This is a genomic window from Shewanella sp. CAL98-MNA-CIBAN-0140, from assembly GCF_040309905.1.
Lineage (GTDB): Bacteria > Pseudomonadota > Gammaproteobacteria > Enterobacterales > Shewanellaceae > Shewanella > Shewanella psychromarinicola.
This window is the reverse complement of the sequence record NZ_JBEOPI010000023.1, coordinates 68,070-81,177: the sequence shown is the minus strand read 5'-3', so window position 1 is coordinate 81,177 and position 13,108 is coordinate 68,070. Positions and strand designations below refer to the sequence as shown.

Here is a 13,108-nt window from a genome sequence, read left to right as displayed (position 1 = left end):
CGACTTGCATGTGTTAGGCCTGCCGCCAGCGTTCAATCTGAGCCATGATCAAACTCTTCAATTAAAGTTTTTTGAAACCTTCACCCTTACAAGTAAGAACGAAGCTTTCGGCTCAATGAATTCTGATTTCATTAATTAGACTCGGAAGAATCTAAATAATGTTTGTACATATTACTATGAACATTCATCGTTGCATTGAGTTGAAATTTTTTGATTGCCAACATTCCGAAGAACAGAAGACAATTTCGAATAACTCAATACCTGTGAATGTCCACACAGATTTCTTGTTTAGATTGTTAAAGAACGTTGCTAACATGAACATCTTTCGATTTTTCATTCAGCGGCCGTTGACGCTAGGTCGTTGGCTTGGGGTGCGTATTTTACGCATTTCCCGTTTCGCGTCAAGTGTTTTTTCAAACTTTCTTTTCGCTGTTGTAAGCTTCAATTTGAACCTTACAACCTGTCCGCGACGTTTGCCGTGTCAGTGGTTGCGCATTATAGGGAGCTTAAGATTTTGTGCAAGTATTAAAAGGCTAAATATTGCAAAAACATGACCAAGAGGTGCTTTTTCAATCGAAACGAACAAAAAAGGGACTACCCGTCCCTTTTTTGGCTATTTTACTGGGTTCTAATCCCCGAAAAATCGTGTTTCCTGTTTTATTTCTATTGGATTACCATCTATTTGCGCCGTAATTTTAATATAGATTTTAGTGATCCTTCTCTTCAGCTCAATGGGATCAACAGCAATACTAATTGGTAAGGTTATAACTTCACCAGATCCTATTGATACGTGCTGCGACCCAATCCATTTAGCGTTAGGCAAGCCTTCGACACTTAACTCATATTCTTGCGGTTGCTCTGTCTTATTGAGAATTTTAATCGTAAAGGTATTCTCTGTGTTGCCTCGGTTATTTTCTCGATAAAGTGAGTTTCTATCTCTAATGACATCCATGCGAACTGGAGCAATGGTTGCGCTGGCATAGATGAAGATTAATATCATCGAAGTGAGTACCACTCCGTAGCCAACCAACTTAGGTCGCAATACCTTTTCTTGCACACCATCAAGTTTATTTTCTGTTGTGTAACGAATGAGACCTTTATCGTATCCCATACGCTCCATGGTGTTATCACATGCATCAATACAGGCACCACAGTTAATGCATTCGTATTGCAGACCATTACGAATATCAATCCCTGTTGGGCACACTTGAACACATAAGTCACAATCAATGCAGTCGCCTAAACCCATTTCTTTTGGATCTTGTTTACGAGTACGTGGACCGCGAGTTTCTCCGCGCTTAGTGTCATAACCCACTATATAAGTGTTCTTGTCAAACATAGCGGCTTGGAAGCGGGCATACGGACACATGTGAATACACATGATCTCTCGCATCCATCCTGCATTACCGTAAGTCGCAATAGTAAAGAAGACCACCCAAAAATATATCCCACCACCGGCATTAAGCGTAAAGAAGTCTATATAGAGTTCGCGACTTGGAACAAAGTAGGATACAAATGTCGTGGCCGTTAATAGTGAGACCAATAGCCAGGAGGTATGTTTAGCGGTTTTACGCCATAGTTTATTAATACTCCATGGCATTTGATCAAGCTTGATTCGTTTATTACGCGCACCTTCAAACTTTTCTTCGAACCAAATAAAGATGAAAGTCCACACGGTCTGTGGACAGGTATAGCCACACCACACCCTGCCAAGGTAAGTGGTGACAAAAAATAATCCAAATGCGGCTATCATAAAGAGTGCAGCAAGCAAGGTAAGATCTTGTGGCCATATCGTTAAGCCAAAGACGTGAAATTTTTGCTCGGCAAGATGAAACCACACGGCTTGACGATCTCCCCAGGGTAACCAAGGAAGAAGTAAGAAGAATAATATGGCAATCCACCCCATATAACGTCGTAACGTTGTCCATAAGCCATCGACAGCTCTTACGTAAATACGGTTGCGCGGATTGAAACGGTCTGCTTTACTAGCATCAGGTTGATGAATTTTAATACGCTGCTGTTTAGAAAAGTCCTTGGAGTTAGATTCTGTCGTCATTTTACAGCCTTACTGCTTTAATATTGAACGGTAACTAGCTTATTATATAGGTAATAACACATAATTGGATAAAAAGATGAGAGGCTGGATAGGATTAGCAATAATCGCGGGGGTTATTTATTATTTCGCGACAGAAACAGACAAACTAGATAAGCCAATTAACGATATTAACACTATGTTTACTAAGGCAGATAAAAAACTTGATTCGATGACTGGCACAAAAATAATTAAAATCGATAAACATCTACCACAACTTAAAACAGAAATTTATGAGCGATTATCAACAATTGAAATCCGTGAATTAGATGGTGTATTTACCAGTAACGAAGCGATAGCCCAGTTTAAAGATCAATACTGCCACAGTAGTGCTCGCCACCCGGTTTTTACTAAAGAAAATCTGCAATTTATTTGCGATAAAATCTGAGTAAGTTAACGGTTTTATCGACACGAATTGACCTAGATATCAAACAAGCCTAGCCTTTATGTAACATTTGCAATAGGGGCTAGGTTTTATATGACGCAACAATCACAAACTAATTCAGTATCTGACATTTTTGACCCTACTTTATGGGATGTTGTTAACGGATTCAATTTTGAAGACATCACATATCATCGCGCTAAATCCCAAGGTACAGTGCGTATCGCCATTAATCGCCCTGATTGTCTTAACTCATTCCGTCCCAAAACAGTAGATGAACTCTATATAGCGTTAGACCACGCGAGGCAATGGTCTGATGTGGGCTGTGTACTCATAACAGGTAATGGACCGTCTGCAAAAGGTCAGTATTCATTCTGTGCAGGTGGCGATCAACGTATTCGAGGGAAAGATGGCTATAAATATGAAGGAGCTGAAGAAGGTAAACCTGATGTCGCTCGTATGGGGCGCCTGCATATCTTAGAAGTGCAGCGTTTAATTCGTTTTATGCCAAAAGTGGTGATTGCCGTAGTGCCTGGCTGGGCTGTTGGCGGTGGACATAGTTTGCATGTGGTTTGTGATTTAACTTTAGCATCTAAAGAACATGCCATCTTTAAACAAACCGACCCTGATGTAGGCAGTTTTGACTCAGGATATGGTAGTGCTTATTTAGCCAAGATGATTGGCCAGAAACGTGCACGTGAAATATTCTTCCTTGGGTTTAATTACTCTGCTGAAGAGGCGTTTAATATGGGCATGGTCAACCGTGCCATTCCACATGCAGAACTCGAAACTGAAGCCTTAGTTTGGGCTAAAGAAATTAACTCTAAATCCCCTACGGCAATGCGCATGCTGAAGTATGGCTTTAATATGGCTGATGATGGTTTAGTGGGCCAACAACTGTTTGCTGGTGAAGCAACACGCTTAGCCTATGCCAGCGAAGAAGCCCAAGAAGGCCGTGATGCCTTTTTAGAAAAGCGCGACCAAGACTTTTCACGTTTTCCTTGGCATTACTAACCTCAATAGATGAGGTTATGATCTGACTTAATGTTATTAGCTAGTATAAAGGCCCTTGTTAAGGGCCTTTATTTTTTTGGTATTAGAAAGTATAAACCTAATCGAAATTTTCATTTGCAACAATCGAATCACCCCTCTTTTATATGATAATGATAACTGTTATCATTTAAATAAATCAAACGGGGGATCCATCATGAAAAAGACCATCAGCTTTGCAATTTTACACTTCTGTGTTGCGTTTACGATTACTTACTTATTAACGGGTAGCATTATTATCGGTGGCACCATTGCCCTGCTTGAGCCTGCAGTCAACACGGTTGTGTTTTACTTTCATGAAAAGGTGTGGAAAAACATTGAGGCAAAGCAGGTGCAACAAGCTGAGATAGTGGCACAACACGCAAGTATTTAGGTAACCCGAATATGGTTAAGACTAACATTACGGCGAGAGGTTTAACGTACTCAAGTAAAAGTTGTCTCAGGTTAATGTCGCGATATCACGAGTATGTTGAAGACAAGCAAGAGCTTGCTTTTCTCACCAGCACTGACTTTCAAACACCCTCTATTAAAGTGCAACACTTCACGGCAATCTGCAGCGTGGTTTCAGTTGATGACACCCCAACAGCCACTCATGTTTCAACCGACCAAGTACTAGCCTAGACATAAATTAAAACTCATCTGTTTTATTAACGGAACTAGACCCAGTAAATAAATGGCGACCCAAATATAACAACGCTCAATCAACCTCAGCCACATTGCTCAACACCGTAACTTGAAAGCGAAACGGTCTGATGAATACATCGTTAAATGAGCAATCTAGCCACCTGAGTTAACGGCTTCATTAATGTATCCCACCTAGAAATAAATGATGTCGACGACGCCATTGCCAGCATTAACCAAACCGTTGCCTAACAGAATAATACCACCGAAAATCATTAGCCTCTGCTAACGAACTTCAAAGCACAATAGTAAATTTAGTGGATGTTATGTCGCAACTTGAGCTGCTAATGGAGCAAATGTAGAGCACTTTTAACGTGCCTCAGACTCAGCCCAACAAAGTACTAGAAGTATGCCCGACGGCTAAAAGGAAGTTGAACAGACTGCCGGCAGCATTTGCATATTGGCCAAGGACATTAAAACCACAGCCAGCATATTACTCACACGGAAAATTTCAGGTAAACAATTGGCTAACCCGGTAAAACGATTGCTCCACAAACCCGTTTGTTGTCATTGAATACCGCAACTCGATCAGGCGAAAGAAACCGTCAATCAGCAATAAGCCGTGCTAACGAGCACAAGCCTCACAACAATAAGCTCATATAGTTAAGCTTAGAATGCAAGATTTTAGACCGTTAGGCGAAACTGTTTCTGCTGGTAATTATCAAATTAGTGAAGCAGGCGTCGAGCTAAGCTCTGTTGCAGGCAAGCAAACCAATATCGCTGAGTATTTTTGAGGCTTTGTGAGCATTAATGAGTAACAGTTAACACAAATAAAGTTATTACCTGGGCGGTTTTTGTTTATACCAAATCCAAAATCCACTTAATGACACTAACAATAATGCTAGCGCAAACAAATCCCATAACCACACAGTTAACGCCCCAAATAAGCGACCACTATGCAGGTCTAGCATTACGCGTTGCCAATTTAAATGCGCACTACGGGCATGTTGAATAAACTCAGCATCAACTCGTGGATTAGGTATCAACCAAGTGATAGCCTTGATAGGCTCCATGAGTTGCCAATCGATTAACTGCTCATCGGCTTGATAAACACCAGCTTTAGTATTTAACCATACTCGACTGTTCACCACAGCAAGCGCTAATAAGTCAGTCGGTAAACCCATGCTGCTATTTTGCGTTTCTTGTAAATGGCCTGCTGTATCGAATAAATACAACTGTTGCTCATCTATTGCCACCAGCATATTGGCAGTATAACTGGCACTCATTAAGGTTTGTGATCCTTCAAAAATAACCCGTTTACCCTGCCACAATAAATTATCGGTAATATACAGCGCAGGCAAATTGGAGGTATCTAATGCAGAAAACTGAGCAACATGTGCAGGAGCAGGAATACCATAATAATCAAGTAACCACGACTGAGTAACTGGCGTTTGAGCTAAACCAATATCGTCACTGTGATTTATCGCCACACCGGTAAGCACTAACAGCAAGATGAACAGCGCACTTACCAATCCTAAACGGCGATGCCAAGGACGAAGAATGCGCATAAATTTAAGCCTAACACTGTTTTGTCGAGATGCTTTATTCACACTAACCTGCTTGAAATTATCCGGTTGAATTGAAACGTGGTTTATTGCACCACATGGGCATGAAGTAATAATGCAATGCGCGATAACTTCGTTAATGCTCTTACCGATAATGTTGCACCAGTAATCCCGTCTATATGTTTATCCAGCTGATGTTGGTCGTCTAACTTTGCCGACTTAAATTGGTCGGTAAAAAAATCATGACGAACTTCATCACCACGACTTTCGCGATAAACTAACACTTTAGTTCGCGCTATATGATGGTCTTTTATATGCACAGCAACCGTAATAGGCGACTCTTTACCAATCTCATCCATAATCCATACGGTTTCATCATTATGTTGCCAGTAACGCACACGCATTTTATTAAAACGATGAGCTAAAATAGCTTCTACCGATTGTTTGAGATCATCATCTAACCACAAGACTTTGGCTTTACCACTACCGCCATTAAATGCTTGGTTAATAAAGGCTTCATTTGACTGATATTGTGAGGCTGCAATCGCATTAAATGCCGAAAAACAAATAACTAACCCCATCATAAATAACATTAAATATGATCTTAACCTTGTCTGCATATCAGCCCTTAATCTATAATAAAAACACGGGTGCCGACAATATACACTGTTGGCACCCATTGACCGATAATCTGTTATATCGGTTTATCTTATCTCTGAATACTCAACGATTAAAACTGGTAACCAACACCTAGGTTGAAACCATCTGAATCAGCAGCGCCGCCAATTTTTTCGTAGTCAGCTTTAAACACCACGTTTTCGTGTAACCAGTAGTTCACACCCACACTAGTTTGTTTTTTCTTCGTATCGGCGCTATCACCGGCATTGTTGTCCCACTCGTTGTAACGGGCAAACACACCAAACTGTTCATTGATTCGGTAAGCAGGCTCAATATAGAAACCATTTTGCTTGTCACGACCTAACGCTTCAGCTTCTTTACCATCAATATTCCACTGGGCGTATAGCGCTTTAACCGTGAAGTTTTCAATGCTGTAAATCGCATGCGCAGTAAGCAATGTTGCTGAGGCAGAATCAACATCAGCTGTACCTTGCGTTAAGTCAGACTGATATTGAACCGTCGCCGCTAGCTCTAAACCTGGAACCGCAGTATATTTTACTCGGCCGGTATAGGCTAAATCTTCACCTTTCGCTTTAGATACTTTTTGACGACCATTACGGATTTTATAACCAGAGCTTTGGTCTAAATACAAACCAGACGTCACGGCGGTGTCAAAGGCTACACCAGGAGCGGCTTTAATATTAAGGTTTAAACCACCTTCCCACCATGTCGCAGGAATAATGTCTTTTTCTACCGGGTTACGCTCAACACCGTAGAATACTGTAGGTTCGTGAGTTTCGTTGATAATACCGACAGGCATTAAGAATAGACCCGCTTTACCGGTAAACATTTCATTAAAGTCATGCTCGATATACGCTTGCTCTAACTCAACCTCACCATTTTGACTCTCACCGGCAATTGAATGTTCAACTTCTAGCTCAGAGAAAAAACGGGTTGTGCTATTAAACTCGTGACCTACAAACAATACAAAGCGGTGGAAATCGAATTCTTTCTTGTCGGTGCCGGTTTGGTTATTAGAAATATTGTTATAGTGTAATTCACCATAACCACCAATAGTGGTTGCCGACTTGCTTGATGCGGTCGCTTCTACTACATCAGCTGTGGTCTCTACACGCATTTCTGTTTGCTCTAGACGTTTTTCAAGATCTTGCAGCACTTTTTGCTGCTGCTCAATAATTTGGCGTAATTCGGTTGTGTCGTCAGCAGCTATAGCTTGATTGCTAGCAAAAAGCCCGAGTATTGTTGCCGCAATTAACGTTTTTTTCATTTTCTCATCCTGATTTAGTCAATGTGAGTAACTATAATGTTATATAAAGCTCTGTAAGTTCCGTGGATTATACATAGTGGATATACTAATGCAAACAATTATCATTAAGATTATGATGCGTATGTCACATATTTAACAATGAATAGCGCTTTATTATCAGAGCTGATAATTGATATAAAAGGGGGTTATTAAGGTGAAAGTGAGCATGCTAATATTAACCAGTAACGGGTGAAAACCTGTTTTATTCGCAGCGATTAATAGCTGTGTAGGCCTTATATTTGTATTGAGTATTCTCCACATTGAGACCCAAAGCGCACAAAAAAACACAATATAATGATGCCTTTGACTAAGGGCTTAACCTAATAGAGCCCAAACCAATTAAATATATTTGCCTTTCTAGCAAAGTGCTATAATCTAACTAACACCTCTTCGTTTTGTCATTTATTTGTCCTCGATATCTGGCTGAACACTCAATTTTTAAGACGGCCCAATGACTGCCCTTCGTTTAAGCTACCAAACTGTTGAGTTTGGTGAAATCGATGTTCACTTGTGTACCTTACGTAATAATCAAGAATTTGATGACCCTACCGGTATTGCTGAAAAACTCGGTATATCCTCGGCGAATTGGCCAATTTTTGGCATTGTTTGGCCATCAAGCTTAGTGCTGGCTAATTATATGTTGGATTACAAAACAGAAGGCAAAAGAATTCTAGAAATAGGCTGTGGAATGGCGCTCTCAAGCTTACTACTTAATGCAAAAAATGCCGATATTACCGCAACCGACTACCACCCAGAAGTTGAACAGTTCCTTAATAGAAATACCCAATTAAATAATGGTAAAAGCATTGCTTTTGAGCGGGTAGACTGGGCTAACGACACCAGTAAATTGGGGCTTTTTGACGTCATCATCGGCAGCGATTTGCTCTATGAAGATCAACATGTGCAGTTATTAGCTTATTTTATTAAAAACCATGCCAGCGCCAAATGTGACGTCATCATTGTCGACCCCGGTCGCGGTCGAAAAAATAAGCTCACTGTAAAATTAGCCGAATTCGGGTTTATCAGCAGCCATTTCAAACCGATACACACCGACTATCTAGCACTGCCATTTAAAGGCTATATTCTGGTTTTTTCTCGTATTAATGTTATCGCGTAACCACGACGTAAAAGCCTACATGTGATTCTTGTCGATGTAAAAAAGAGCGCGGTCATCTTAAATTCAATACTCACTAACCGGAGCGAGGCATAACAAGCAAACCTAAGTAACTATTTTTTAAAACTTTTGTAGCACGATCTGTATGGTATTACTTGTCATTGACTCGTTTGAACACGTCAATGAACCTTGTTATCAGCAAAAGCGTAAGGACACATTTAACATCATTTTTGGGCTAAAGCCTGTTATTCACAACTTGGTGAAGCCTTACACTTTACGCCGAGGTAGCTATCTGAGATTTAACATATTGTCTCAAGTGACCACGTTCACTACACTTGCTTCATTTTGATGCTTCACTCACATCTGCGCGACCATCACGGGTCAATTTGATGGCACAACAGCCACCAGCAACTGCTGCCACTATTTTACCCATCCACAAAATGCCGTTGATACCTTGTTACGGTAACGATAAACGCCCATTGAACGATCAAAATCTAAGTAACGAATACAACACTCAGCCAGCATTTTATTATTTGTCAGGTTTTTAGGCTCAAAAAAGGCTATGATCTCCCTTCGTCGCCCCCAGAGCCTTTTGACATTGATAATAGTGTGATGTCATCCATGCCTCTAATGAGTCGTTATAGCGGTTTTTACTCAGCCTTTATCAGGTGCGCCGTGAATCTTTTTACCCCTTTTATAATTTAAATTAGGCAGTACCATGGCTATCAGAATTAAACTTAAACCTGGCCGCGAACGTTCATTAGATCGACGCCACCCTTGGATATTTTCCAACGGTATTCACAACATCAATGGCGGAAAACCTGCAGCAGGTGACACGGTTGAAGTCGTGGCGCACGACGGGCACTGGCTCGGACGCGGAGCCTGGTCGCCAGAATCTCAAATCCAAGTACGGATATGGACCTTCGACAAAGAAGAAACCATCGATGCCGACTTCTTCGCGAGACGCATAAAAAGGGCACAAGCAGGCCGGGATGATCTGATCCGCGAACAAGGCCTAACAGGCTATCGCTTAATCGCCGCAGAATCGGACGGTTTACCTGGTATCACCATAGACCGTTACGCCAATGTATTGGTGTGCCAACTATTAAGTACCGGTGCCGAAAAATGGCGTGACACCATAGTAGAGCAACTGGTTATTCAATATCCAGATTGCACTGTCTATGAGCGTTCAGATGTTGACTCGAGAAAGAAAGAAGGCCTCATTCCAGTGGTAGGGTTACTGCACGGTGAATTACCCCCCATGCCAGTCATCATCGAAGAAAATGGTATCAAGATTGCCGTCGATGTGGTTAAAGGCCACAAAACAGGCTTCTATTTGGATCAACGTGACAACCGCGCCATCGCCGCCCGTTTCGTTAAAGGTAAGTCTGTACTTAACTGCTTCTGTTACACCGGCACTTTTGGTTTGTATGCCGCTAAAGCTGGTGCGGCGAGTATTGAAAACGTCGATGTCTCTACCCTAGCACTGCAAACCGCCCGCGATAATATGGCGATTAATAACCTTAATGATGACCATGTAAACTACCTCGAAGCCGACGTATTTAAGTTACTGCGACTGTATCGAGATGAAGGTAAAACCTTCGATGTTATCGTATTAGATCCGCCTAAGTTTGCCGACAATAAGTCACAACTCGATGGCGCGTGTCGCGGTTATAAAGACATCAATATGATTGCCATGCAATTACTTAATCCTGGTGGAATACTACTGACTTTCTCTTGTTCGGGCTTAATGCAGTCAGACTTGTTCCAAAAAGTCGTTGCCGATGCTGCATTAGATGCAAAACGTGAAGTACAATTTATTGAGCGCATGCATCAAGCCAGCGATCATCCTATTAGTAGCGCATTCCCAGAAGGCTATTATCTTAAAGGGCTCGTTGCCAGAGTTTGGTAAATCAAGTGCCTGGTAAATCAATAAGCTACAGATAGCAAAAAGGGAACAAGATTTGTTCCCTTTTTGTTGGACTGCTTAGCGATGGTGTGATGTAGAAAGTGCCAAAAGCGAAAATTAACTCTTGGCACCATAGTCTCTTGCTCAGTTTTATGCTGGTACACCTGATTTAGGATTACTACCGTAATCATTTGCATCATGGCTATCTTGAGCTAGAAAAACAATTAGCACAATTAAACCAATAATTGGAATTAATAGTATTAATTGCCACCACCCAGAACGACCAGTATCATGCAGCCTTCTTGCTGCAATGCTGAGACTAGGGACTAGCAGTGCAAGACTCACTATCGCTGAAATGGTATCCAAACCAATTACAGCAAAAACAATATTGATAATCATATAAACAAGTATAAACATCCAATATTCTTTTCTTCGTGCTCGACCAGTGAAATCAGCATATTTTTTTAACGCGCCTATAAAATAATCCATTAGGGACTCTCCTTGTTGTTGATAAAGCTTTAAAGCGTATTAGCGAAAATGCCGATAAACATCCTGAGATACCCTTCAACAACCATCATTAACATTGCTTTATTTATTAATAATTTTAATAACCTACCAGCATATTTAAGTTAAATCAATCACCCTTTTGTGAGAATGTTCTTTATAGAAATAGGTGCATTACGCCCCATAAAAACAACTGCCGAAGAAGCCGCCTTTTATTCGTGTCACATGCTATGACAATAACGGTAATGGGATAATGTAAATTAACGGCACTATAAACTCGCGCAGAGTGGCAAAGGGATGACTTTTCATGATGAAGTGTGACTCAAACTGGGCAGCAACATAACGTGAAAAAAAATGAATAAGCGGTTTACTTAAAGCACCCAGCAATATCTGAACCATTAATTGGGCATAAAAAAGCGGCTTATCAGGCAAGAATAAGCCGCAAATCTTTTACAGAGTAATATTACATTGCAGTGAAGTCGTCTAATAAAATCACCCCAAATGGCGCTCCGCCACCGACATTATCAACAGCTGCCACACCATATATACCCGAGGCTCCTAATGTGACCTCTAAAGGCCCAATAGCGACATCTTTAGTATTAGCCACAGTGACACTAATAGTATAAGTACCAGGTGTTACGCTAATGCTGCCAGAAGAAACCTTAAATGGCACGTCCTCTAATACTGGTGTTGCATCAGTGATATCAGCAGATGAAGTAAGGTAAACGTCTACTTCTGGTGCAGAATAGGCAGCATGTGTCACAGTAAGCTTTGCCTCTGTCGCTACGCGACGAGTTTGTTCAACTAACACTAATGGCTCAATCATATTGCTGGTTAATGATCCCACAGCCAAGGCGCTATAACTCATACCAATACCTAAGTCGACTGCAGCATTATCTATAACCACAACATCATTATCGGCATCCGCGGCAACGGTTACGGTGTGAGCACCTTGAGCAAGGTTGACATAACCCGTCACATCACCAAAAGACAGCATATCTACAGCTGGTGTAGTGGCGCCGTCAACAAACACATCAACAGCTGGCGCATCAGCAACGGCATGTACCACCCGTAAATCAGCGCCACTGTTTACGTCATTTAACACTAGCTGTGCTCCGGGTAGCGACACTTGCAATGCCACAGGTGAATCTCCAGACCATGTATTAGGAATGGCACTGATAAAGTAATCTTGCATATCGCCTAACGCAACAGAACCTGAGTCATACACAACATCTTTCATTCCAGATGCAGTAATACGAATTTGATAATCGCTAGCGGGCACTTCAATCTGCGAGCTTACATCTAAATAGCTTGCCGATAACGTGGGAGCTGTAGCGCTTATATCTGCATCAGGAGCCGTAACATAAATATCAACAGTACCCACTAAAGGCGCGCCATGCAGCACTTGTACTCTGGCATAACCCGCAGCAATGTCCATGGTTGGGTTTTCAATTAATTTTAGACTCAAGGTGTTATCTGCAACAGAACCTAACGCAATGGCGGTATATTCCATGTCATCTTGTGCATCAAGTAATGCTTCTAACACAGTTAGCGTGGTGCCATCTGCCAACACAGCATCAACGTCAATGTCGTAGCTTGTTGCTGACACTTCGATTAAATCACTGGCCATCGCATAATCAACATTCGACAGCAATGCATTGCCATTAGCCACAACATTCACCAATGGAGCATCGCTGCCAGCATGAATAACGCGTATATATGACATTTCAGGCTCTACAAGCTCTACAACTGTTGCATCATCGTCGTCTGAGCAAGCTGTTAGACCAATTAAAGAAACACATAGTGCAAAAGGGTATATCCGTTTCATCTTAGAAATCCTCATTAGTAATATGACCGATTTCTATACGTGACAATCTTTTTTATAGTTCAAAAAAAACACAACAAAAATACAACACTTCCTGTTGG

Annotated in this window: 14 protein-coding genes and 1 rRNA gene; 7 read left to right on the top strand and 8 right to left on the bottom strand. The window is 41.3% G+C overall.

The window, feature by feature from the left end; translation table 11 throughout:
* Together AAEY93_RS13180 and ccoG are read right to left on the bottom strand one after the other, a co-directional pair.
* Positions 1-64: ribosomal RNA gene (locus AAEY93_RS13180) — 16S ribosomal RNA — on the bottom strand; the annotation flags it as partial.
* Positions 65-628: 564 nt separating this feature from the next.
* Positions 629-2,056: a cytochrome c oxidase accessory protein CcoG gene (ccoG, locus tag AAEY93_RS13175; protein ID WP_101033411.1), complete on the bottom strand. Its 1,428-nt coding sequence runs from the start codon at positions 2,054-2,056 to the stop codon at positions 629-631.
* A 76-nt stretch (positions 2,057-2,132) separates the two neighbouring features.
* Between ccoG and AAEY93_RS13170 the strand changes: the two genes are divergently transcribed.
* From AAEY93_RS13170 to AAEY93_RS13155, 4 genes are all read left to right on the top strand, one after another.
* Positions 2,133-2,480: a hypothetical protein gene (locus AAEY93_RS13170; protein ID WP_351077478.1), complete on the top strand. Its 348-nt coding sequence runs from the start codon at positions 2,133-2,135 to the stop codon at positions 2,478-2,480.
* Between the two features lie 90 nt (positions 2,481-2,570).
* Complete coding sequence (locus AAEY93_RS13165; protein WP_101033413.1) at positions 2,571-3,488, top strand: 1,4-dihydroxy-2-naphthoyl-CoA synthase; 918 nt, start codon at positions 2,571-2,573, stop codon at positions 3,486-3,488.
* Between the two features lie 193 nt (positions 3,489-3,681).
* Entirely contained in the window at positions 3,682-3,897 is a 216-nt protein-coding gene (locus AAEY93_RS13160) for a DUF2061 domain-containing protein (RefSeq protein WP_101033414.1), read from the top strand.
* Between the two features lie 74 nt (positions 3,898-3,971).
* Positions 3,972-4,145, top strand: a complete 174-nt coding sequence (locus tag AAEY93_RS13155; RefSeq protein ID WP_164839422.1) for a hypothetical protein — start codon at positions 3,972-3,974, stop codon at positions 4,143-4,145.
* An 839-nt stretch (positions 4,146-4,984) separates the two neighbouring features.
* On the opposite strand, the gene AAEY93_RS13150 is transcribed toward AAEY93_RS13155, so the two are convergent.
* From AAEY93_RS13150 to AAEY93_RS13140, 3 genes are all read right to left on the bottom strand, one after another.
* Complete coding sequence (locus AAEY93_RS13150; RefSeq protein WP_351077485.1) at positions 4,985-5,824, bottom strand: PepSY-associated TM helix domain-containing protein; 840 nt, start codon at positions 5,822-5,824, stop codon at positions 4,985-4,987.
* Positions 5,797-6,303 carry an FMN-binding protein gene (locus AAEY93_RS13145; RefSeq protein ID WP_502959559.1) on the bottom strand — a complete coding sequence of 169 codons (507 nt, stop codon included), beginning with the start codon at positions 6,301-6,303 and terminating at the stop codon, positions 5,797-5,799. The genes AAEY93_RS13150 and AAEY93_RS13145 overlap by 28 nt, the downstream gene beginning before the upstream one ends.
* Before the next feature lie 137 nt (positions 6,304-6,440).
* Positions 6,441-7,616: a porin gene (locus AAEY93_RS13140; protein WP_351077473.1), complete on the bottom strand. Its 1,176-nt coding sequence runs from the start codon at positions 7,614-7,616 to the stop codon at positions 6,441-6,443.
* A gap of 490 nt (positions 7,617-8,106) precedes the next feature.
* On the opposite strand from AAEY93_RS13140, the gene AAEY93_RS13135 reads away from it, so the two are divergent.
* The 3 genes from AAEY93_RS13135 (at position 8,107) to AAEY93_RS13125 (ending at position 10,681) form a co-directional block, all read left to right on the top strand.
* Positions 8,107-8,772, top strand: a complete 666-nt coding sequence (locus tag AAEY93_RS13135) for a class I SAM-dependent methyltransferase (RefSeq protein WP_351077471.1) — start codon at positions 8,107-8,109, stop codon at positions 8,770-8,772.
* A 386-nt stretch (positions 8,773-9,158) separates the two neighbouring features.
* Positions 9,159-9,317 (top strand): hypothetical protein, encoded by a 159-nt coding sequence (locus AAEY93_RS13130; protein ID WP_351077468.1) that lies wholly within the window; start codon positions 9,159-9,161, stop codon positions 9,315-9,317.
* Between the two features lie 170 nt (positions 9,318-9,487).
* A complete protein-coding gene (locus AAEY93_RS13125; protein ID WP_101033420.1) occupies positions 9,488-10,681 on the top strand; it encodes a class I SAM-dependent rRNA methyltransferase in 1,194 nt (397 codons plus the stop codon).
* A gap of 147 nt (positions 10,682-10,828) precedes the next feature.
* On the opposite strand, the gene AAEY93_RS13120 is transcribed toward AAEY93_RS13125, so the two are convergent.
* The 3 genes from AAEY93_RS13120 to AAEY93_RS13110 all read right to left on the bottom strand — a co-directional run bounded on the left by AAEY93_RS13120 (position 10,829) and on the right by AAEY93_RS13110 (position 13,010).
* Positions 10,829-11,167, bottom strand: coding sequence for a DUF805 domain-containing protein (locus AAEY93_RS13120; RefSeq protein ID WP_351077464.1), 339 nt, complete (start codon positions 11,165-11,167; stop codon positions 10,829-10,831).
* A 243-nt stretch (positions 11,168-11,410) separates the two neighbouring features.
* On the bottom strand, positions 11,411-11,614 hold the full coding sequence (locus AAEY93_RS13115) for a hypothetical protein (protein ID WP_351077462.1): 204 nt from the start codon (positions 11,612-11,614) through the stop codon (positions 11,411-11,413).
* Positions 11,615-11,645: 31 nt separating this feature from the next.
* Positions 11,646-13,010 carry a DUF4397 domain-containing protein gene (locus AAEY93_RS13110; protein ID WP_351077459.1) on the bottom strand — a complete coding sequence of 455 codons (1,365 nt, stop codon included), beginning with the start codon at positions 13,008-13,010 and terminating at the stop codon, positions 11,646-11,648.
* Positions 13,011-13,108: the final 98 nt, after the last annotated feature.